This window comes from Leuconostoc fallax KCTC 3537, assembly GCF_000165675.1.
In the GTDB taxonomy this organism is placed as follows: Bacteria; Bacillota; Bacilli; order Lactobacillales; family Lactobacillaceae; genus Leuconostoc_B; species Leuconostoc_B fallax.
In genome coordinates this window covers 13,360-34,342 of the sequence record NZ_AEIZ01000012.1, presented here as the reverse complement: position 1 = coordinate 34,342, position 20,983 = coordinate 13,360, and the positions used below count along the sequence as shown (strand labels likewise).

The following is a 20,983-nucleotide window of genomic DNA, read 5'->3' as shown; positions in this document are numbered from 1 at the left end:
GATTAATTAATCGGCTTTTTATTTATCATAACGTTGTAAATTCCATGTTTCAATCAAATCTGTTAGTAGTTTTGTATAATTGATATCTGTTGCATAATGATTATCATACAAGGCTTGAGCGGCTTGCTTATAATTTTTAGCTTTAATAACATCTTTATACTGGTCAGCATTCCAATCTGTCCCCTTAAGCAACAACTGCGTATGCTGTAACATGCTATCTTTCCAACTATCGTATACTGCGAAACGCGCCTTTTGCGTGGTTTCCTTACCATCTACATATTCTTTCGTTGATAGCACAACACTGTTGTCTTTGTCTTCGGACTTCACGCCATAAAAATTATTGTATTTTGATGATAAATCACTGTCATCCCAATTCGATTCATGAGCGGCTTGCGCAATACTAATAGAAGCTAAAATACCATATTTTTTCTGTAGCTGTTCAGCGTATGGTGCAATCTTTTTAATGAAAGCACGTCGATGTTCGAATTCTGCTTTACCAGATACTGCTAGAATTGCAATAATCCCTGGCGCCTTCAACCCATCCTTCTTCATAACACTATAATAAGGTTGCATCAGTTTATCTGTTCCAGATAGCATTGTGTTCACAACCTCATCTGCTGTTTTATCCTTATTGAGGTTATAAGCTGCTGGGAAAACATAATTCAATAACTTTTCATCGCCAGTGGTCCCGTCAATACCCTTCAATAATTCTGGGTATTGTTTAGACATCTGCTTAATGACTGATTTTTTATCAAAAGCTGCTTTCAATTTTTCAGATGAGATATCTGTTTGCTTATTTATTTTATTAATGATTGTATCGTTAGAATCTCCCACTCTCACTAGAATATACCCTTTGGATAATTTTGGTTCAGCGGTTGGTCCTTCTGATAATTGTGAAACAATCAAAGGAATGGTTTGTGAGGGTGATAGAACATAATCTCCAGCTTGCAAATTTTGCGCACCATGCTTTGACACATACTTATAGAAATAATCGGCATCCTTAATAATTTTAGCCTTTTCTAATTGTTGTCCCATTTGTTGCGGTGTCGAACCTGAAGAGATAGTAACAGATCGGAATCGAGTATCTGAAGGATCTAAAGCCGCATTTTTGTCAGGCAGTAACATTTTACCACCAAAAACGGCTCCACCAATAATCACGATTATGAGTAAGAGTACCAATAAAAGATTGCGCTTTTTTCGGACCCACTTATTCTTATTAGGTCGTTTATTTTTATAATTCTTACCGTCATTCAATTCAGCATTTTTAATTTCATGCTGATGACGTTCTTTTCTAGACTGCATAGTATTTACCTCGTATAACGCAACATCCTAAATCTTATTACTACAACTCATTAAAATATTCCAGTGATTGCGAAAGTGGCTACCGTAATTAAACGATAGCCAACTTCAAAGCACTATTTTAGTTTACTTATTCTTTAATGATTCAACATCACGGGCAATCATCAATTCTTCGTTAGTTGGAATCAATAATCCTGTAATCTTAGAATCAGCTGTTGTAATAACTGTTTCTTTTCCACGAACATCATTCGCTTCGTGATCAATCTTTACACCAACATATGACAATGCCTCTAATACAGCGGCTCTGGTTACTTTATCATTTTCACCAATACCTGCTGTGAATATCAAAGCATCCACTTTACCACCTAATTCAGCCAAATATTGACCAGCATAGCGGATAACACGATCTTTAAAGATTTTAAGTGCCAACTCAGCATGTGGATTTGTATCTTGAACTGCTTCCAAATCTCTCATATCGCTAGAAATGGTTGAGATACCTAGCAAACCTGATTTTTTGTTCAAAACATCCAACATTTGTTCGTTAGATAGTCCCTCATGTTCTTGGATGTAATAAACAAGTGATGGATCAACATCCCCTGAACGTGTAGCCATTGTAATACCAGCTAATGGTGTGAATCCCATAGAAGTATCAAAAGACTTACCGTTCTTAATTGCTGTAATTGATGCGCCAGCGCCCAAATGGAATGAAATCGCATTCAATTCGTCTAATGGCTTCCCCAAAATGGCTGCAGCACGTTCAGTTACATAACGGTGTGATGTACCATGCGCACCATATTTACGCGCACCATAACGTGTGTAATATTCATAAGGTAGGCTGTATAAGAAATTTTCAGCTGGCATTGTTTGGTGGAAAGATGTATCAAATACGGCAACTGAAATAGCATGAGGTAGCAACTTACGGAAAGCGCGAATTCCCATAGCATTAGCAGGGTTATGTAATGGTGCGTAATCAGCCAAACGATCAATCTTTGCCAAAACATCATCATCAACAACAACAGAGTGGTTAAACCATTCACCACCAGCAACAACACGATGACCTACACCTGTGATTTCATTAAAATCACTGATAATGCCTAAATCAGTTAACTTTTGAAGCATTAGGTTAATGGCCTGAGAATGATCTTTAATTGCTGTTACATTCTCATACTTTTTACCTTTACCATCTTTTGAAAGCGTCACTTCATTACTATCATCTGCACCGGTTGCCTGAACATTTGCATCATACTTAATTGTAATGATTGCATCATCCATTCCAATACGTTCAATAACCCCTTGTGCAATTACCTCTTCAGCTGGCATCTCCAATAATTGGAACTTTAATGAAGAACTACCTGCATTGACAGCCATTGTTTTTGCCATGATTTCACTTTTCCTCAACTTCTTATTTCTATTGGTTTAACTCTTTGTCTAGTTTAACCCACGCATCGATTTCTTGCAAAAAATCTTGCAAAGTCTTAATATCTTTCAACGCTGGATATTGTCCCATAAGTACTTCACCCTTAGTGCTAATACCCTTAGGTCGCAATACCAATATTGCTTTTTGCATATCTTTTGTCTTGAAAAATTCAAGTGGTAAACGCAAAAATGCTTTGAGTTGTGCTTTAGATGCTAACATTTTCAACAATGGTTTAGTATGTCCTGTATTGAAAATATTGGCTGGCACAATGAGATATATCCAGCCTTGGGCTGATACTAAATCTAAGCTACGTTCAATCATCAATTCATGAACAAACGGCCGGTCATCAATTTGACTCATGATCAAATCATTGTGTCCGCTTAAAGGATAATAGCCAATCGGTAAATCTCCAATAACAACATCCGCTGATATTTTTCTTTAGTATCAACAATATCCGTTTGATAAAGATCTATCGTTTCATCTCTTAAAAGCATATTTGTTGCCGAAGCTAATGCCAACTGTGTCTCATCACCATCAAGGCCAATAAAAGTCGCGCTTTTTTATTTTCTGTAATAAATTTTTGACTGTCCATAATAAATTTCCACTACCTACAGTCATATCCGCTATTTTAGCGTTATCTACAAAGCCTGTTTTATCGATTAAATCAGCTAATAAATAACCAATGCCATCTGGTGTTATCTGATAGTTGGCTGGTAATTGATCTTCTCTATTAGCATTCAAAACAGCTAATTGTACTGCTTTACGCAAATCTATTGTCGATATATGCTGCCAATCAACTTCTGTCATTGCCATTTCGATTTTTTTGACCACATCCGCTGAAGGCTGACCGTTTTCTTGCCTAACCTTTTGCTGGGAGAAATCTTCCATAATTTCAATTAACGCATCAGTATGCGTCATATCCATATCGGCTACTAATAGCTGTGCTGAATTATTTAATAAATTAAAATATAAAGTTATTTTATCTTGCATCATAATCACTATTTTAACATATTTTGCTTTAAATCATTTCGTTATTAGTTCTCTAACAACCTTTTTATTTTGGGCATTCTCGATTATTATGTCATGACCTTCAACACTAATCTGACAACCATTCATCATAAATTGTTGCCGATGTGTTTTATTATAATAGCAGCTTGATTTTAGTTGAATAATTTCAAGCCTTTTTATTGCTATCAAATTATTTTGAGCTTTTAATTGCGCTTGGAATAATAAATTTTGCAATCCAAAAATTGTAGCTAGCATTCCCAAAATAATCACAGTGTTAATTAAAGTATATGCTTGATTGCGCTTCATCGATTATATCGCTTAAAATAAAGCTCTCCTTCTAAATTTTGCCCTTGAAAACGAGCAGTCAGATGATAGCGAGACTTCACTTTATTTACTGTTAGTTCATCAATATCATGCATTAAAATAATCTGTCCACCATCATAACAACTCAATAATAATTTGCGATTAGCCACCTTCAAGCAAAATTTTTTATGGTGCTTAATCAATTCAATTGAATGATGCGTATGCGATACTACCTGATATCCTGGATTTTGAGCTGTTATTTGAGTCAAAGTTGTCTGCCATGTGATCTCTGGATCATTGGCCATATGATGTTGACATAGTCCAATGGCAAATTGCAGTGTAACCAGGACCAATATACTAATCAGTAGTGTTACCATTGCCTCAATCAAAGTAAACCCCTTATATCTATTAAGGCATACATTCATGCCACTGATCCAATACAACACATTTTTCTTGCTCAACTTGTTGCAATTCTGCTTTTAACTTTGCCTTTGCGATCAGAAATGCATGAACCTGCTGCTGTTCAATCACCAATGCAGCGGCAACTAAACTAAGTGCCAGCATAGCTTCGGCCAAAATAAAGGCACGCTGTCTCTTTTTGACTAACACGATAGTCTCCACCTCCTAAATTAAAAATAAGTGATATAGTCTGTTGACTATTTGACAAATGGACACTTGTCGGTGCAACATAGCCATTTGGTTTTATTTCAACAATCTGTTGTTGAGATTTAGCATAGCCTTGAGGATATTTTATCCTTTGTTGTTGCTGTTTGTTTTGAATGATTAAACCATTTTCTTCAAAATTAAAATAAATTGATCTTTGTTCGCGTTGGGCATTAATGCGAGCTGATTGCCATAGTCCATCAAATGTACTTAACCACTGATTGGGCTGTTGCTTCGCATGTAAAAACGGCGTGCCGATTAAAATGAATAAACTAATAATGCCTAGAACAACAACAGCTTCTAATAATGTAAAGCTACTAGTGCGCTGCATTATTATTAATTGTAATGTTCAATTCTTTAACTTTGGTTACTTGTTTTTCGGTTAAATAGTGGCCACTTTGTAAGTCAGTTAAACTGACATCATGATCTTCAGGATGATCATTTTGGTATAAATCAATTTGAGTCTGTACCGTATTGACCATTGCTGTTTTATGCGTTTCAACCGCATGTTTTCTTTGCGCATTTAAATTAGGCAAAATTAATAGCATTAATAAACTAATGATGAAAAGTACAATAGCTGCCTCAATTAACGTAAAACCGGCATGTTTCTTCTTTAAACGCCGACCAAATTGATAACTTCTTGTTTCTTTTAAAGTAAATGACCCGCTTCTTTTTAACTGTTGCATTAATATAATTCTCCTATTGTTTTATACATGGGTAAGAGCATGCTAATATACATGCCCACAATGGCAATCCCCACGATAGCAAAAAATAATGGTTGTAATAAGCCGATTAATCGATCTGTTTGTTGTATAAATTTCTTGAATTGCGTTTTAGCAAAATAATCTAAGTAATGTGCTAATGTCTTTGGTTCATGACCTCGAATAAAATAGCCAGCTAATGCTGAATTAAGATAACTGGTTTCTAAAATATAACGCTCTACAGCTAGACCCTTATCTAATTTTTCTTAGCTTGTTGCGCGAGCAATACACCATCATCCAATGTCTTTTCTGAAGCCATAGCGTCAATAATCTCAGGTAGTGATAAACCTGACTTCATCAATAACGCAAGCTGTTGTGCAACTTGGCAAGTGACAATAGTTTGTGTCATTCGCCCAATGACTGGTAAACGTGTTAAATATAATAATCGCTGAATACGGTCTAGTTTATGCCAATAAAAAGCGACTATCGCTATAACGGACACCATCAAAATGATATAAATACTTACTCTGATATGATTATCAACGTGAGAAGTTGGTGTCGTCTGCCATTGTGCAAGTAATGGATATAAAAACAAACGTAATCCCGCGGCCATGGCACCAAGTATAAGTAATAAAATAGCAGGATATCTTAAAATTTGCCTTATTTTATTTTGTTGCACTTGAAATTGCTCAAGATTATCTCCCATAACAATTAAGGTATCAATCAAATCACCATGTTGGTGTGCGAGTCGAAGTTGCAATAAAATATTTGACTTCACAACTTTCGCTAACACATCAGGCAGTGTCTGACCATTAACTAACTTTAAATTCATTTCTTGCAATCTGGTCTGCCAATTCTGATGGGCCAAGGCTAATATATCTAAGCTCTGATTAATGCTATACCCTGACTTGAGTAGTTCCCCTAACTCTTGAAAAAATAATACTTGTTCTTTAGTATTAAAGCGCTCGGTAGATCTGCCAAGTTTTTTCACTAATTTTCCCTTGTTTATAGGTTGCATCTAATACTGATCCCCATTCTTCTGAAAATTTCGATATTTGCCGTTCATTTAAGACACACTCAAGGCGTTCTTGAACCAATAAATCAATTAACGCTGCCTGATCGCCTGACACTAAGGGAATTAACCTTTGATAAGCAACACCACACAATGCTGCTTTTAATTGTTCTTTTTGAACACCTAAATCTAATAAACGTGTCATTACATCCCGTGCTGACAAAGCATGTATTGTACTGACAACAAGATGACCACTTAATGCTGCTTTAATAGCCGCTTCAGCCGTCTCTTTATCACGTATTTCACCGATTAAAAGCACTTCTGGACGATGCCGTAATGCCACTTTAATTAGATCATCATAGTACATCCCAGCTGTTTCATTGACTTGGAGTTGAACAAAGTTTGACTGTTGAATTTCGACTGGATCCTCTATTGTCAATACTGTTTTTTCTAGAGATAGACACGTCAAAAGCCGATACATTGTCGTTGTTTTACCAGATCCTGTTGGTCCGGAAAACAGGAACAGTCCTGACTCTGGCAAATGGAGTTCAAGTTGCTCATATTGCTCTGGCGCCAACCAATGTTGATTGCTAATTTGTGGATAAATAAACCTCAGAACCACAGTTTCTCGACTCAAAAAATCGCCTACTGATGAAACGCGTACCCATACGGTTTCTTCTGAATGCACGATTGGAAATTGGCCTAGCTGCGGTCTGCGTCGTTCAGAAATATTCATTTTTGGCCCGATATTTAATAGATGAAATAATGACATGCGCCACTTCATAAGGAATATAATGCTTCGTTTCACCATGCCCTTTAATATGAAATTTCACCTGATAATCTGCTTCATCTGGTATAAAATAAACATCACTCGCTGTGGCTTGAATTGCTTGCTCTAATAACTCTGTTACATCCATACTATTTTTAACGTCCCCCGTTTAAAATATATTACGAACTTAACCTCACAAATGCTTTTTAACGCAAAAAAATGCGTACCTGATTATTCATCAAGTACACATTTAGTTTGGCATGTGAGATGCGTTCTCACGGACGGATAAAAGTTGTCACACTATTATCAAAGTCGCGTCACCTAGTCAAAAACTATTAGTCATGGTGAGATGTCCGGTTCCACAACCAAAACACCACATACCTCTATACGAGAGTTGCAATTAAATGCAGTATGCCGCTTCCGCGCTTCAATTAGCGCTTCGACTCATCGCATAAGTAATATGCTACCATAAATCATTGTCCAAAGCAAATCTTTCTAATTCGTCACTATCCTGGTATGCTATTAAAATAATGATTTATATACAAAATATTACAATTCAAGTCGTGGCTAAAACACCACAACCAAAACAGTATGTCGAGCCACTGATGTATCCAGATAATAAGGCGACTAAGCGAGACATCGCCGAATTTATTATGGATTCTTATGATTTAGGTCTATTAAACACTTTAAATCATCACAGTGCCACTCATGTTTTAAGCTTTACCGCAATCAATCAAAAACAACTTTTTCAGATTACTAGCGACATAACAAAATTGGATTAAATATCCATTTTGTTATTTTTTTGATTAATTTTGAATTGATGTTTACGTGCATTATCTGATTTTTTATGTGTTGGTTTACGCCGACGAGGTGTCGTTGGCTTTTTTGCTACCGTATTACGTCTCGGATTAATATTTTCTAAGACAAAATATGGTGCACCGAAATTAACGAATTCATACAAATAATCTTGTAGCGTTGAAATTTTATATTCTTGAGCAACATACTGATCATCGGCATAAAAGCCCTTTAGACGTAATTGATCAGCAGAAATATCGCCCACAATATAATCGTATTGCGCCAAAATAGGTGCATAACGTACCGCTAATTTTTGCGGATCGAAGGCTGATTTAAAGTTATCAACTAAGAGCAAAGTTAAACGATCAATTTCAACTTCATTATCGGCAAAATGTACTGTATAAGCAGCTTTCCGCTCTTCTTGTTGTTGCAATGTCCGCTGTTTTAATGTTTCATGATCCATATGTTGTTTTCTCCGGATATCTATGACGATAATATTTTGCCATCAATTCACGTAATAGTATTTCTAAATGAATATTAGCTGGTGCCTGCTGTATAACAGGGAAAAAAGGCAACCACTTATAATGATCCACCGTTGCAAGTTGATAATGCGCAGCTAGATCAATACGCTCGCCAGCATAGTAAACTTTGCCGTCACGGTGCACATCAATACCGTTAAAGCGCATATAACCAAAAATTTTCCCTCGGAAACCACTCCCTTTTACCGGCAAATTAGACAAATAAGCTGTTTGTTCTTGAATACCATGAACTAAATTTAAAAGTTGTTGACCACTTAGCGTAATTTTCATTGGATTAATCGCATGCGGCATACTCTCTAGCAAGCCATATGCATCTAATTCTCCAGCTGGGAAGGTATCCATAAAGAGACCTGTAGATACCATAGCAGCCGGTACATCCAGATAATGCTCTAAAGCTTGCATCGCATCATAAGCTTGCTCGTCAGGTGTAATATCACGGTGTAATTGTGCAACATGATAACGCTTTAAACGCCGTTCACCTTCTAATAACCAATGGCGAATCACTTGATGATCAGTATCATTCTCTGAAAGCGAATAAGTTGGTGTTGTCCGTGCAGACTGTGCCTTTACCACACCATTTTCAAGTGTTAAATGCACTTCTCCGATATTTTCACCATAACGTCCTGCTGCTGCCAATAAAGTACCATTCACATACTCACCTGTTTCTAACAAATGATGTGTATGGGCGCCCAAAATGACATCAATAGGATATTTTTGTGCGATTTTTTATCAGTCGGTAAGCCTAAATGAGATAGTAAAATAGTAACATCCGCTTGTGCTTGAATGCTTGGCAATAATTGATCCAGAACCGGTTCAACAGCTAACGGCTGCCAACCTAAAGATGGATAAGTTAAATCATATGGTGCTGTTAAACCAATGATCGCAATTTTCGTTTGTTGTTGTGTCGTAAAAATATGATATGGTCGCGTCCAATCAGGATGTTGCATTGTTGATAATTCTTTTAAATTAGCTAACAATACTGGAAATTTAGCATCATCATACAAATGACTTAAATCATCATGCGATAAAACTAAACCTTCATTATTACCAATTGTGACGGCATCATAGTGTGCTTGGTTCAATAGATCTACATTGAATTTACCAAGCGTTGCATCTGTTAGAGGATGTAATCGATCAATAAAGTCACCAATATCTAATGTTAATACTTCATCTCCACTTTTTTGATAAGCAGCACGTTTCTGCGATAAAAAGCGCGTAATACGTGGCCAATTTTCGAAGTGTGAGTGTACGTCATTAGTGTGTAATAAATGAATCATCTCCATCAATACATCCCCCTACCTACTTTAATATTGATCATGCACGATATGCAGGCCATCACTTTATCATTGGCTAACTTTATTTATGATGCACCATCACTCATATTCATTCTACACGATTTCAATAAAAAAGGCGCTGTCATTAACAGGCCATTTTAAACATTAAGGTTGTGTTGTACCAAAGCGATAGATAAAATCAGAAAACGCATCTAAATTAGCTGGAAAGGCATTGATACCCCATATAATTTGTTCTGGTTGCCCTGGCACACGGAACCTAACGCCCCACTCATCATTACGACTAGGATCATCAAATGTAGGACCTGGATATTCAGACATCCATGAATTCAAATAATTAGTCGCTTCCTGTGAGAAATGATCCCAGACATTGGTCATATCAACCCAGGTTTCATGATAATGCCAGTTAAATGGTTCTCCTTGTGCGTTGAAATGTGGGTTATAAAAATCATATTCATCATCTAAAACATCACTTTGTGTCATGTCTTTGGGACGCGCTTGCCAAAAAGCATGCCCTTCATAACGTTTTGTATAAACATAATCAAAACCGTTAACCATATTACCGCGATAAAATACTAAAAAATCTAATCGTGATGCCATGCTATCCCTCAATTACTATTAATTCTTTGGTAAGTTCTCGCGTCAAGTTCTCAAAACCATCTGGCGTTACAATAACATCATCTTCAATACGTACGCCACCTTGACCAACTAAATAAATACCAGGTTCAATAGTGAGTAAATGTCCCGGTACAATCTCATCACTTGAACGTACTGAAAGCATTGGTCCCTCATGGATATTTAACCCCACGCCATGTCCTGTAGAATGATTGTATTCTTGGCCGTACCCATGTGCTGTAATATAATCACGCGCTACCTTATCAATTTCTAATCCAGATATGCCAGGCTTCGTAACCTCAATTGCATTAATATTGGCTTGTTTTACAATTTCATATATTTTTTGAGCTCATCAGAAACATGGCCGACAGCAATTGTTCTTGTGATATCGGAAGTATAATCATCAACATAATAACCAAAATCAATCGTTACTAATTCACCGGCCTCAATAACCTTGTCGCTTGCTTCACCATGCGGTAAAGCACCACGATAACCGGATGCAACAATGGTATCAAATGAGGCTTTCTGTGCGCCATGTTGTTTAGCAAGTCGATCTAATTCATTTGCCACTTGTCTTTCAGTGACACCTGGTTTAATGAATGGTATTAATTCCTTAAACGCTTGAACTGAAACTTGGGCAGCATGACGTAATGCTGTTAATTCTTTTTCGTCTTTTATTTCACGTAATGTTTCAATGGCGCTTGGCAGCGCATCAAAACTCACATCTGCTGGCAATAAGCTCTCAACATAATCATACAATTCGTAAGGCAAATCTGCTTCGAAGCCCAAATTCTTAATGCCAAATTCATTCACTGCTTTCACTGCTTCTTCATAGTAAGCACGTGTAATAACTAGATCAACACCTTCAGGTAAACGGTCTTTGTAGTCAGCTTCATAACGCGCATCTGTAATCAAGCGCACCTTTTTTTGTCCAACAACCACGATACCATCGCCTGTACCACCAGAAAATCCCGTTAAATATTTGGTATTAAATCCTTGGTACACGAGCATGCCGTCAAGGTTTAACTTTTTTAATAATGCTTGTAATTTCTGTATTCTAGCTAAAAAATATTTCATATTTTTGATCCTTAATCATCAGTTTAGTGTTACCGCTATTATACACCAAAATAATCATGCCAATTTCTATGTAAATAAAAAAGCATACCATTGTATGCTTAAAAATTATTGATTAGCTAGACTAGCTGCTCCGATGACACCGGCATCGTTACCTAATTCAGCCAATTTAACACGCGTTGAAGCACGTACTGTTGGGAACGCATATGTTGTCCAATGTTGTTCCACACGTGAACGTAGGTATTCACCAGCAGCAGCAACACCACCACCAATTACAATAGCAGATGGGTTCAAAATGTTTGAAATCGTTGCTGTAGCATAACCAAGGTAATAAGCCACCTTATTAACCACTTGGTTAGCCAAGAAATCACCTTGCTTAGCTAAATCAAATACGATTTTTGATGTTACCTCATCACCATCATCGATCATCTTTTTCAAAGTTGATACACCGACATATTCCTCTGCCTGATCTTGCGCCAAACGTACTACACCAGTAGCTGAGGCATATTGTTCGAGGCAACCACGATTACCACATGTACATAAGTAACCATTAGGCTCTACGACCATATGTCCGACTTCACCACCAGCACCGGCTGTACCATGAATTAATTTACCATTCGCAACTAATCCGCCACCAACACCAGTTCCCAAAGTAATAAAGGAAACTTCAGCATCATTGTTACCGGCACCACGCCATGCTTCACCCAAAGCGGCAGCATTGGCGTCATTATCAATTGTTAAATTAAAACCAGTTCCGGCTTCAATTGCAGTTTTAACCTGTTGCTCTTTGGTCCAATTTAAATTATAAGCACCAGTCACCGTACCTAATTCACGATTAACCGTACCCGGAGTCCCCATACCAATACCAATAATACGATCACGATCCAATTGGTACATATCCAAACGATGATTAATTGATTCAACAATATCCGGTACGATATTAGCACCATCGTTCAAAACATTTGTTTTGATACTCCACTTTTGTTGAATTTCTCCTGCTTTAGTTAAAATTGCAAATTTAATCGTGGTTCCCCCAAGATCAACGCCAATCAACTTATCCTTTGCCATGATACCTGTATATATGTCACAAACGTACAACGATAACTCTTATTATACGTTGCAGCATGACTCTCCTTTATTAATTTTTACTTTCTTAGTATATCAAAAAGCGCTTACATATTGCAAACGTTTTCAAGGATTTCTGTAACTGCTTTCAAATTTGATTTTGAATCAATTCTAATCGGTGTTCATGCGCTAAAACTAATTTAATTTGAGCATATTGTTTATCATTCAAAAGATCTGCTTGATACAAATTATCAATCTCTAATGCTGCCATTTGAATATCCCACAATCGCTTACCCACGTGAATATAAACATCAAATTCTTTTAATAACTGTAAAACATCATAAAAATTTCTCATTATAAATTACCTCTCAATAACACAAGCCCTACAGTCAATACCATAACTAGAATAGCTGTTAGACGCCATAATATTGGAAATTTTCCAGAACGACCGGCAAAACCAAAGGCAATAGCAAATAACAAGCCACCGACTAGACCACCAACATGTCCTAACATATCAATATCAGGTGACATCAAGCCAGATGCTAAGTTAAGCACAACAAAGACACCTAGTAACATCCCTTGTGAACGAATTTGTGTATCATATTTGAATTGAATAGAATAAATTAATAAACCACCGAATAAAGCGAACAAGGATGATGATGCGCCAACGGAAATACTTAATGGTGAGAAGAGATAAGACAGTATATTACCCATCACACCACCAAACAGATAAAGTAACAAATACTTACGACTGCCAAAATAGCGTTCCGCCAAAGGGCCAATAAACCATAACGTGATCATATTCATAATAATATGCATCATGCCAGCATGTAAGAATATTGGTGTTAATAACCGCCAATATTCATGCTGATATTGAATATATGGTCCCCATTTAGCACCCATTTCCACTAAAAAACGACCGTTTTGTGTATTAGCACCACTTAAGACAACTTCTACCAAATAAATTAAGATTGTAAAAAATAGTAGTATGGTCGTCACTGGTGCAATTTGATATTGTTTCTTTATTTCATTCATAACGTTCATTATAAACTAATCACACGACCAACACTCAATGCAATAATTTGTGGTGCATTAAATGTATAATCTGGATACTGTTGCTTTAACGCTGTTTGATATAAATTTAATTGACCACGGTAACGTAATTTCAATTTTTCTAAATCTTCTTCTACTTGATTGGGTCGTACAAAATCTGTTTTATAATCAAACAACGTTATTGTCCTTTCTTTTATATCAGCAATATAACCATCAATAATACCATGGATCAGCACTGGTGCCGTATCGTTTAACTGTTCATAAATTTGGTTGGCTGGAATAATCATGGCAAAAGTCTGTTCACGTCGTAAATATTGCGCATGTTGCTGAATATAATGCGCAAATTCAGAATCTACAAATCGCATGACATCATCAATATTAATGAGAGAAGCAATATTGGGCATGATGCGCTGCTGATCTACTAACTGATCCAACAATTGTTCAACATCTGTTCTGGTAATCAATTGTTTGAAATCAATCATTTGTAGTACTAAATGTGTTGCCGTACCCACTGCTGAGCGCGAAGGTTTATGGCTGCCGTCTACCATGAATTCTGGTAAATCTAGACTTTCTTTTAATAACACATTTGCCGCGTGTACTTGTCCGGATTCATCGATATTTAACGACTGTAACTGTCCTTGATCAGGATCCTCAAATAAACGTTTTATTTCACTAACTGATTGATATGCAGCCGTTTGACTACTATTCATATTGGCATAGCTAAAATCTAACAAGGCTTCTGCTCTCTGGAAATCATCGGCTGAGTACGTACTTTTTGTGTGGCTTGCTATTGTATCAATGCCCTGAGGTAATTGAATTGTCGCTTGATCTACACATTGAATATTAATTGTCACATCTTGGGGCGTTTCTTGACCAAAAATACGTGGTTTTTGGCCATCCCCTAGCCAGCTATCTAATTGTTCTGGTTGAAATCTTGCTAAGCTAATGAGTAACCAATCAAGATATGCGCTCGCCTTTAAACGCAAACGCTCTGGTAAAAATTGGCCACTGCTCTGACTTGCTTCCTGCCACAATGCCATCAAACGTGCATTGGACGGTACCTGCTGATAAGCATTCTCTGCCTTGTCGTTAATTCTCACAGAACCTACGATGTAAATTTTTGTTCAGCACGTGTCAAGGCAACATATAATAGTCGCATCTCTTCTGACCAACTTTGCTGGCGCAAAGCATGTCGTACGGCTAACTTTTGCAAGGTCGGAAATGTTACTTGTGCATGTGGCTCTAAGAATTCTAAACCGATACCCGCATCCTTTTGAATTAAGAGATCACCATTTAAATCAGAAGTGTTGAATTTCTTTTCAAATTCCGGCAACATAACAATCGGAAATTCGAGTCCTTTGGAAGCATGAATGGTCATGATGCGTACAGCTTGAACATCACTTTCTTGAGTTGCTTCCCCTAGATCCTCGCCAGCTTGTTGGAGTTGTTCGATATAACGAATAAATCGAAATAAACCAGTATGTGTATTGGTTTGGTAAGTACGTGCATAGTCATATAAAGCGCGCAAATTAGCTTGACGTTGTGCACCACCGGGCATACCAGTGGCATAATCTAGCCAACTCGTATCTTCATATATAGACCAAATTAAACTCACTAAATCATTTTGTAAAGCTAATTCTCGCCATTTTGCAATCAACTGAATAAAGGTACGTAATTGCTTAGCTAGTTCATCGTCTCCGTGAGTTGTTGCTTGTACTGCACGCCAAAAATCATGTTGCTTATCAGCCAACCGAATCTGTGCTAAATCGTTTTCATTTAAGCCAAACATTGGTGAACGCAATACAGCAGCTAGTGGAATATCTTGATGCGGATTATCAATAACACGTAATATATCCAGTATTAGATAAACTTCCATTGTCTGAAAGTAATTGCCAACACCATCGATTTGAACAGGAATTCCCGCTTCTCTTAGAATATTTACTAAATCAACATAGCCTGATTTTGATCGTGTTAATATCGCAATATCACCATATTCAACTGGTCGCATGCCAGCTGGTGTTGCTTTACGATCATATATTTGTGTTTGTCGCAAATCTAAAATACGTTGCGCCAGATGCATGTATTGTGCTTGGCGTGTATCAAATGTTGCGTCATCTTCAGCTTCGTTATCTTCACTCGTTTCTTGATGGTTAGCATTTAACTGATTATTTTGAATAATATCTAAGTGACATTCTGCTTGTAATTGATCTGGATAAGTCGCTTTATCAATTAATTTTGCTTCTCCTAAATATGCAATATCGCCTAATGTTTCATCCATTAACTGTGTAAAAATAAAATTCGTTATCTGTGTAACCTGATGATGTGATCTAAAATTTTCTGCCAAATCAATACGACTATCATGATTATCATCGCGGGAAAATAAACGATACTTGTTAGTAAAAAGTGTTGGTTCTGCTTGTCTAAAGCCATAAATACTTTGCTTAACATCGCCTACCATATACATATTGTGCTGGTTAGATACACGTACTAATAATGTTTCTTGTAATTGATTAATATCTTGATATTCATCTACTAAAATTTCTTGAAACTGACTTGATACGGTCTTTTGTGTATTGTCATCATCTAAAATATCTAAAGCAAGCGCACCCAAATCTGGAAAATCAAGTAATCGCTGATCACGTTTTTTGGCTGTGAATTGCTGGCGGAATGTTTCAGTTACCGTTACTATAATATCAACCAAACGTTCAGTAACAAGTTGAACCTCCTGCCAACCCGCTTCATCTAAAATAAAATATGTTTTTTAATATTGACTAATTCGGATTCAGCTCCTGTGAGCATTTTTTAATTTGACTAGCTTGATCAACTAATGCACTCAATTCAACATCTTCTTTAATTGCCTTACTTTTCTTGGTTTCTAATGATAATTTAGGCATATTATCTATTAAAGACTTGATATCATCCCAATTATTATCTGCACTAATTGCTTGAATGAGCTGGTTTAAATACGTTATTGCCTGAGATAGACTATCTTCAGTTTTGGGTAAAGCTTCAACACCCGTGACCTGTTTAAATACAGTATCGGTCTGTGCTAACAAATTTTCTAAAATAGCCAATAATTCTGGCTTAATATGGTGTTGAAACAAATCACTAGACACAATACCATTCTCAAACGGTAAGTATTCTCTAACTAAATTTTTGAGCCACATTGTACCGTCTGGCCGCGCCTCAGCAAAATCAGCTAATCTGAGTATCATTTTTTTAAGATTATCATCTTGATTAGGATTACCAAAATTATTGACTAATCTCAAAAAATCATCATGATGGGCATGCGTTTCTTCATAAAATTGTGCCAAAACATCGTCCAGAACATCTTGTCTCAATAATTCTCGCTCTGCTGTATCAGATAATAATCGAAACTGTGGATCAAGACCAATCACATGATAATATGTCTCAATCAATCTTAGTGCATAGGCATCAATGGTTGAAATATTAGCCACAGGTAATAATAATAATTGTTCTTGTAAAAAGCGTGCTTGTTGTGGGTCTTTAACATCCTGTAGGCGATTTTCAATGGCACGCTCTAGGCGTTCTCGCATCTCTTTAGCAGCAGCATTGGTAAAAGTTACAATTAAAAAATTTTCAACACTAGTACCATTCAAAATTTTCTGTATCAATCGCTCAATTAAAACCGTTGTCTTACCAGATCCCGCTGAAGCAGCAACCAAAATATTATGATTATCTTCTGAAATAGCACGTTGTTGATGTGATGTAAACTGCGTCATAACTCCGCCTCATTTTCTAATAGTTTTAGGATCTGTTGTTTGCTACCAGTGATTAAATTGTCATGATATTTATCGCCTAATGCCCGATCAAACCTCAAAATATCACGATAGGGTGTATATTGCATACTTTTAATTTCTGGTAACAATGGGAAGTCACCATTAAGAATATGTTCACCTGCGGCAATGATATTGGCTTTATTTCGTTGTAGTAATAAATCCAATTGCGCTGAATTTACCATATCAGACATTTTACTCAAACTACCATCACGATTACGACCTAACGCATAATATGTTGCTTTTTCTCCCTCATCAAGATGAGCCAAAGCTTCCAAATAGTCATCGTCATCAATAAACAAGCCACGATATTTAAATAATTCTGCACTGAGTTCACCGTGAATGAGCTGTTCAAAATCACCATCAAATTGACTTAGCTTTGTTTTAGTTGGTGATATTTTAGCAAAGAATGCCCCGCCAACTTTTTGTAACCCAAGTTGGCTTTTAGCTTGCTGTGCTGCTTGCCAGTATGTGAGTAATTGCATTTGTAGCCCATTATAGGCTTGTGCCCAATCAAATTTTTTGTGGTTTGATTTATAATCGATAATCGTGCCAAATGTTTCATGATTATCTTGATAATCTAGACGATCTAATTTACCACGCACATGAACACTTCCTTTAGACAAACTAAAGTCTAAAGCAGGAAGACTGTCTTTAGCAAAACCAAAAAGTTGTTCCACTGCTTTGGGTTTTGCATGACCTGTACGGGCGACTTTTTGCAAGTTAAATAACAGCGTTTGACTCACTTGAATCAGATAAGCTGTAATAGCACGCATTTTAGCAGTTTCTTTTAATAATGCAAATTCTGGTTTCTCTAATTGTTGCGCCATACTATCCAAAACCAATTGTTTTAAATCAGCCGTAGTCAGTTCACGCAAGCTGAGATTTTCTCGAATTAAATTGTGAATCACTGACTCAAAAATGGCATGATAAAGTGTTCCTGTCTGTGCAATATTTAATTCATGTTTAGGCCGCTCTTGTAAGCTTAAACCGTATTGCAAAAAATAAGCCAACGGATTGTGATAGTAACTTTCCAGTTGAGAAATCGATACATTTAAATCGCGACCAAATATTTCGGAAACAAATTCTGGCTTTAAGCGACTGACTGTGTTTTGATAATTCGGTGCAGATAAGACACGCGCTGTTCTTTCTGGTAATCGTTTGCTCAAAGCATTTCTCAGTGCTTGCATAGCTGAACTATCATCTGGTAACAATTTAACCATTTCAGATAATGTCGCACGTGGTGTCCCAATGTATGCCTTCAATAAATGTGCACTATCAGATGGTCGATTGGTTATTTTCTCTGGTTCAACATCAAAAGCATGACTTAATCGTTTAAAATATGGTGAAATTTCCGCAATATTTCCGGTAGCATCAAGTAGCGGGTAAGATAATGTAACATTATTTTGGCTTGCTGCTAACGCACCATAAAACAATAAATTTTCTTCTGCCATTTGTTGCTGAGCTGTGTTTTGTAAATATTTGGGTTGCTCCTGTTGTGCCAAAGCTGGTTGTACCAGCACCCGATCACTGTCATTAATTAACGCAGTCGTTCGCATCTGTGCTGGTAAGTTTTGGCGCGTACCACCAATAAAATATAACTGTTGATAACGTGTACTCTGAACAATACCAGCTTCAGATATTGTAATTTGGTCTAAGCTGTTAGGTATTCCCGAAAACTTAGCACCGACAAAGCCAGCCTTTAGAGCTTCTGTAAATTGGTCAACTTGAAAACGTTCTTCACCAGACAACATCACTAATTCATTGAGTGTCTGCGTTAGCATATCCCATACTTCAATGCCCTGTTGAGAACGCGTTAATTCACCAGATGCCACAAGATGATTTTGCTCTCCAATAATAGCATCCGTCACTTTATGATTCACTAACCAATTGATTAACTGCGTTGCAAATTCGCGGTTTGTCTGGCTCTTTTTAATAATAGCGTCAAAACTATCAAAAATTTGTAGTACATATTGTCTCAATGCCTCTAAGCGCTGATTAATCTTACTATCCGTCTGAAACATTTCAGTTGCTTCTTCGTCTGCTGTTGTTGTAAATAAAGCAAAAGCGCTTTTTTATCACGCCAAGTACTTTCATAAGGTTGATAAGCAAGTAAATAATTATCTAAATAAGCCACAATATCTAAAAACTCATCACGATCAATTAATATATTATCTTGAACCGGACGTAATAAACTCGTTTTTAGGATTGCTAACACATTTTGATATTGAAAACGTTGTTGTGATGGTAAAAGGAGGTTAAAAATCAGTTCAACCAATGGATGCGTCATCATATCTTGATCTAAGTCTAGGAAATAAGGTAAGTCAAACTGAGACATTACCGCCGGAATATCCGCTTGATAAGCGTTAAGGTCACGGGCTAATATGACAATATCGCGTAAATGCAAATGAGAAGAAGTAGCCAAAGATTGACGAATACGTCGTGCAACTTCCTGCAGTTCAACCATGGGATTTTCTGCAGTGAACATTTGTAAGGCAACATTATTATTTTTTGCAGTGAATGTCCGATATTCACCAATTGACTCCCACGCCTGCAATAACGTATTGCTCGTATTTGAGAGATGACGTGCTGTAGTGGCTGTTACAAGTTGCGTCGCTTGCCCTATTCGTTTAGCATAATATGTCAGTTCTTGTGCTAACTGCATTGGTTTAAAGAAAACATCGCCCTCTTTTTGTTGTCCCAGATATTGGGCATCCCCTAACAATGAAATTGTCACTGACCATTTTTGAATTAATGTTGTCACCACTTGATATTCTGCTGCTGTTAACCCATTAAAGCCTTCAAAATAGAAAGCAACATCTGTCAATGTGATATTTTGCATTTGTGAAGCAAAAAAAGATAATGTTTCCTGTGGTGTGATGAACTGTGCCCCAAGTTTTTCATCCAATGCATCGGCAACAACGGCCAAGTCTAGTAATTTCTGTTGTAATGTTTGCTTAACGAACGTTGAATCAGCCGTTTGTTGATCCAAAATATTAAGAATATCTTCTGGGGTAACGCGACTAGCTCTTAATTCGATTAATTGTTTAACAAGTGCATCCACAAAGCCACTTTTAGACTGCATTCTAGCAAATATTGGCAATTGTTGCGCTTTTTCTTGCAGTATTGACGAAACTATCATAAATAAGCCAGAAGATTGCACTGTTGTTGCTTGCTTCTCCGGCAAATTTTTACCTAAAGCCCATGCTAATCGTGTTAACGAATAGACTTGTAGTTGACTTTGTGCATAAACTTCTTGATTATCATAATGGTTTAATTGTGCAAATCGTTCTAAAACATTAACTTCACTATCAAATTTAATATGATTTGGCACAATGTAATATATCGTTAGCTTAGGATTTTCCTTCAGGCGTTGTTGAATATCTTGTAATAGCTCGCCGCGTAAATCTTGACGGCCATTCCCCATTAGAATTGTAAGCATCATTCGCCTCCTAAATATCGTTATGTTTATTATAAAAGAAAAGATACATTGGCACATGATACGTTCTTAAAAATCATTGGTCAATTTTAAGACAATATTAAAAATCTCTATACATCATGTATAGAGATCTAAATAAATT

At 36.7% G+C, this 20,983-nt stretch carries 20 protein-coding genes and 4 pseudogenes; 1 reads left to right on the top strand and 23 read right to left on the bottom strand.

Features of this window, described 5'->3' with window-relative positions:
• Positions 1-18: 18 nt before the first annotated feature.
• The 14 genes from LEUFL_RS0103025 to LEUFL_RS13490 all read right to left on the bottom strand — a co-directional run bounded on the left by LEUFL_RS0103025 (position 19) and on the right by LEUFL_RS13490 (position 7,320).
• Positions 19-1,302 (bottom strand): glycoside hydrolase family 73 protein, encoded by a 1,284-nt coding sequence (locus LEUFL_RS0103025; protein WP_010007372.1) that lies wholly within the window; start codon positions 1,300-1,302, stop codon positions 19-21.
• Between the two features lie 123 nt (positions 1,303-1,425).
• The gene (locus LEUFL_RS0103020) at positions 1,426-2,679 is read right to left on the bottom strand and encodes an acetate kinase (RefSeq protein ID WP_010007370.1); all 1,254 of its coding nucleotides are present in this window, start codon (positions 2,677-2,679) and stop codon (positions 1,426-1,428) included.
• A gap of 28 nt (positions 2,680-2,707) precedes the next feature.
• A complete protein-coding gene (locus LEUFL_RS13095) occupies positions 2,708-3,076 on the bottom strand; it encodes a class I SAM-dependent methyltransferase (RefSeq protein WP_237697886.1) in 369 nt (122 codons plus the stop codon).
• Positions 3,077-3,096: 20 nt separating this feature from the next.
• Entirely contained in the window at positions 3,097-3,234 is a 138-nt protein-coding gene (locus LEUFL_RS13090; protein ID WP_010007369.1) for a hypothetical protein, read from the bottom strand.
• Positions 3,235-3,250: 16 nt separating this feature from the next.
• Positions 3,251-3,709: a class I SAM-dependent methyltransferase gene (locus LEUFL_RS13085; RefSeq protein ID WP_237697885.1), complete on the bottom strand. Its 459-nt coding sequence runs from the start codon at positions 3,707-3,709 to the stop codon at positions 3,251-3,253.
• Between the two features lie 30 nt (positions 3,710-3,739).
• Positions 3,740-4,030, bottom strand: coding sequence for a hypothetical protein (locus LEUFL_RS0103010; RefSeq protein ID WP_010007368.1), 291 nt, complete (start codon positions 4,028-4,030; stop codon positions 3,740-3,742).
• Positions 4,027-4,452 carry a prepilin-type N-terminal cleavage/methylation domain-containing protein gene (locus LEUFL_RS0103005; protein WP_081458705.1) on the bottom strand — a complete coding sequence of 142 codons (426 nt, stop codon included), beginning with the start codon at positions 4,450-4,452 and terminating at the stop codon, positions 4,027-4,029. Before LEUFL_RS0103005 ends, LEUFL_RS0103010 begins: the two co-directional genes overlap by 4 nt.
• Positions 4,436-4,591: a hypothetical protein gene (locus LEUFL_RS12855; RefSeq protein WP_010007366.1), complete on the bottom strand. Its 156-nt coding sequence runs from the start codon at positions 4,589-4,591 to the stop codon at positions 4,436-4,438. Before LEUFL_RS12855 ends, LEUFL_RS0103005 begins: the two co-directional genes overlap by 17 nt.
• A complete protein-coding gene (locus LEUFL_RS09390) occupies positions 4,578-5,021 on the bottom strand; it encodes a type II secretion system protein (RefSeq protein ID WP_010007365.1) in 444 nt (147 codons plus the stop codon). The genes LEUFL_RS12855 and LEUFL_RS09390 overlap by 14 nt, the downstream gene beginning before the upstream one ends.
• Positions 5,008-5,376, bottom strand: coding sequence for a competence type IV pilus major pilin ComGC (comGC, locus tag LEUFL_RS09385; RefSeq protein WP_010007363.1), 369 nt, complete (start codon positions 5,374-5,376; stop codon positions 5,008-5,010). Before comGC ends, LEUFL_RS09390 begins: the two co-directional genes overlap by 14 nt.
• A complete protein-coding gene (locus LEUFL_RS13080) occupies positions 5,376-5,576 on the bottom strand; it encodes a type II secretion system F family protein (RefSeq protein WP_237697887.1) in 201 nt (66 codons plus the stop codon). Before LEUFL_RS13080 ends, comGC begins: the two co-directional genes overlap by 1 nt.
• A gap of 71 nt (positions 5,577-5,647) precedes the next feature.
• Positions 5,648-6,382, bottom strand: coding sequence for a type II secretion system F family protein (locus LEUFL_RS11200; protein WP_010007361.1), 735 nt, complete (start codon positions 6,380-6,382; stop codon positions 5,648-5,650).
• Positions 6,348-7,175: an ATPase, T2SS/T4P/T4SS family gene (locus tag LEUFL_RS11195; protein WP_444849018.1), complete on the bottom strand. Its 828-nt coding sequence runs from the start codon at positions 7,173-7,175 to the stop codon at positions 6,348-6,350. The genes LEUFL_RS11200 and LEUFL_RS11195 overlap by 35 nt, the downstream gene beginning before the upstream one ends.
• A complete protein-coding gene (locus LEUFL_RS13490; RefSeq protein WP_010007358.1) occupies positions 7,126-7,320 on the bottom strand; it encodes an ATPase, T2SS/T4P/T4SS family in 195 nt (64 codons plus the stop codon). Before LEUFL_RS13490 ends, LEUFL_RS11195 begins: the two co-directional genes overlap by 50 nt.
• 382 nt (positions 7,321-7,702) lie before the next feature.
• Here LEUFL_RS13490 and LEUFL_RS0102975 point away from each other — a divergent pair, with 382 nt between their 5' ends.
• The gene (locus LEUFL_RS0102975) at positions 7,703-7,954 is read left to right on the top strand and encodes a hypothetical protein (protein ID WP_010007357.1); all 252 of its coding nucleotides are present in this window, start codon (positions 7,703-7,705) and stop codon (positions 7,952-7,954) included.
• Here the strand turns inward: LEUFL_RS0102975 and LEUFL_RS0102970 are convergent.
• From LEUFL_RS0102970 to LEUFL_RS13395, 9 genes and pseudogenes are all read right to left on the bottom strand, one after another.
• Positions 7,951-8,430 (bottom strand): YutD family protein, encoded by a 480-nt coding sequence (locus LEUFL_RS0102970; RefSeq protein WP_010007356.1) that lies wholly within the window; start codon positions 8,428-8,430, stop codon positions 7,951-7,953. The genes LEUFL_RS0102975 and LEUFL_RS0102970 overlap by 4 nt on opposite strands.
• Positions 8,420-9,789, bottom strand: a pseudogene (locus tag LEUFL_RS11190) (bifunctional metallophosphatase/5'-nucleotidase). The gene LEUFL_RS0102970 and the pseudogene LEUFL_RS11190 overlap by 11 nt, the downstream one beginning before the upstream one ends.
• Before the next feature lie 156 nt (positions 9,790-9,945).
• Positions 9,946-10,398 carry a hypothetical protein gene (locus tag LEUFL_RS0102960; RefSeq protein WP_010007355.1) on the bottom strand — a complete coding sequence of 151 codons (453 nt, stop codon included), beginning with the start codon at positions 10,396-10,398 and terminating at the stop codon, positions 9,946-9,948.
• A gap of 1 nt (position 10,399) precedes the next feature.
• Positions 10,400-11,490, bottom strand: a pseudogene (locus tag LEUFL_RS11185) (M24 family metallopeptidase).
• A 105-nt stretch (positions 11,491-11,595) separates the two neighbouring features.
• Positions 11,596-12,555, bottom strand: a complete 960-nt coding sequence (locus tag LEUFL_RS0102950; protein WP_010007353.1) for an ROK family glucokinase — start codon at positions 12,553-12,555, stop codon at positions 11,596-11,598.
• Positions 12,556-12,700: 145 nt separating this feature from the next.
• On the bottom strand, positions 12,701-12,907 hold the full coding sequence (locus LEUFL_RS0102945; RefSeq protein WP_010007352.1) for a YqgQ family protein: 207 nt from the start codon (positions 12,905-12,907) through the stop codon (positions 12,701-12,703).
• On the bottom strand, positions 12,907-13,596 hold the full coding sequence (locus LEUFL_RS0102940) for a rhomboid family intramembrane serine protease (RefSeq protein WP_010007351.1): 690 nt from the start codon (positions 13,594-13,596) through the stop codon (positions 12,907-12,909). Before LEUFL_RS0102940 ends, LEUFL_RS0102945 begins: the two co-directional genes overlap by 1 nt.
• Positions 13,596-17,348 (bottom strand): annotated as a pseudogene (addA, locus tag LEUFL_RS13485) (helicase-exonuclease AddAB subunit AddA). Before addA ends, LEUFL_RS0102940 begins: the two are co-directional and overlap by 1 nt.
• Positions 17,345-20,847 (bottom strand): annotated as a pseudogene (locus tag LEUFL_RS13395) (PD-(D/E)XK nuclease family protein). The pseudogenes addA and LEUFL_RS13395 overlap by 4 nt, the downstream one beginning before the upstream one ends.
• Positions 20,848-20,983 lie beyond the last annotated feature (136 nt).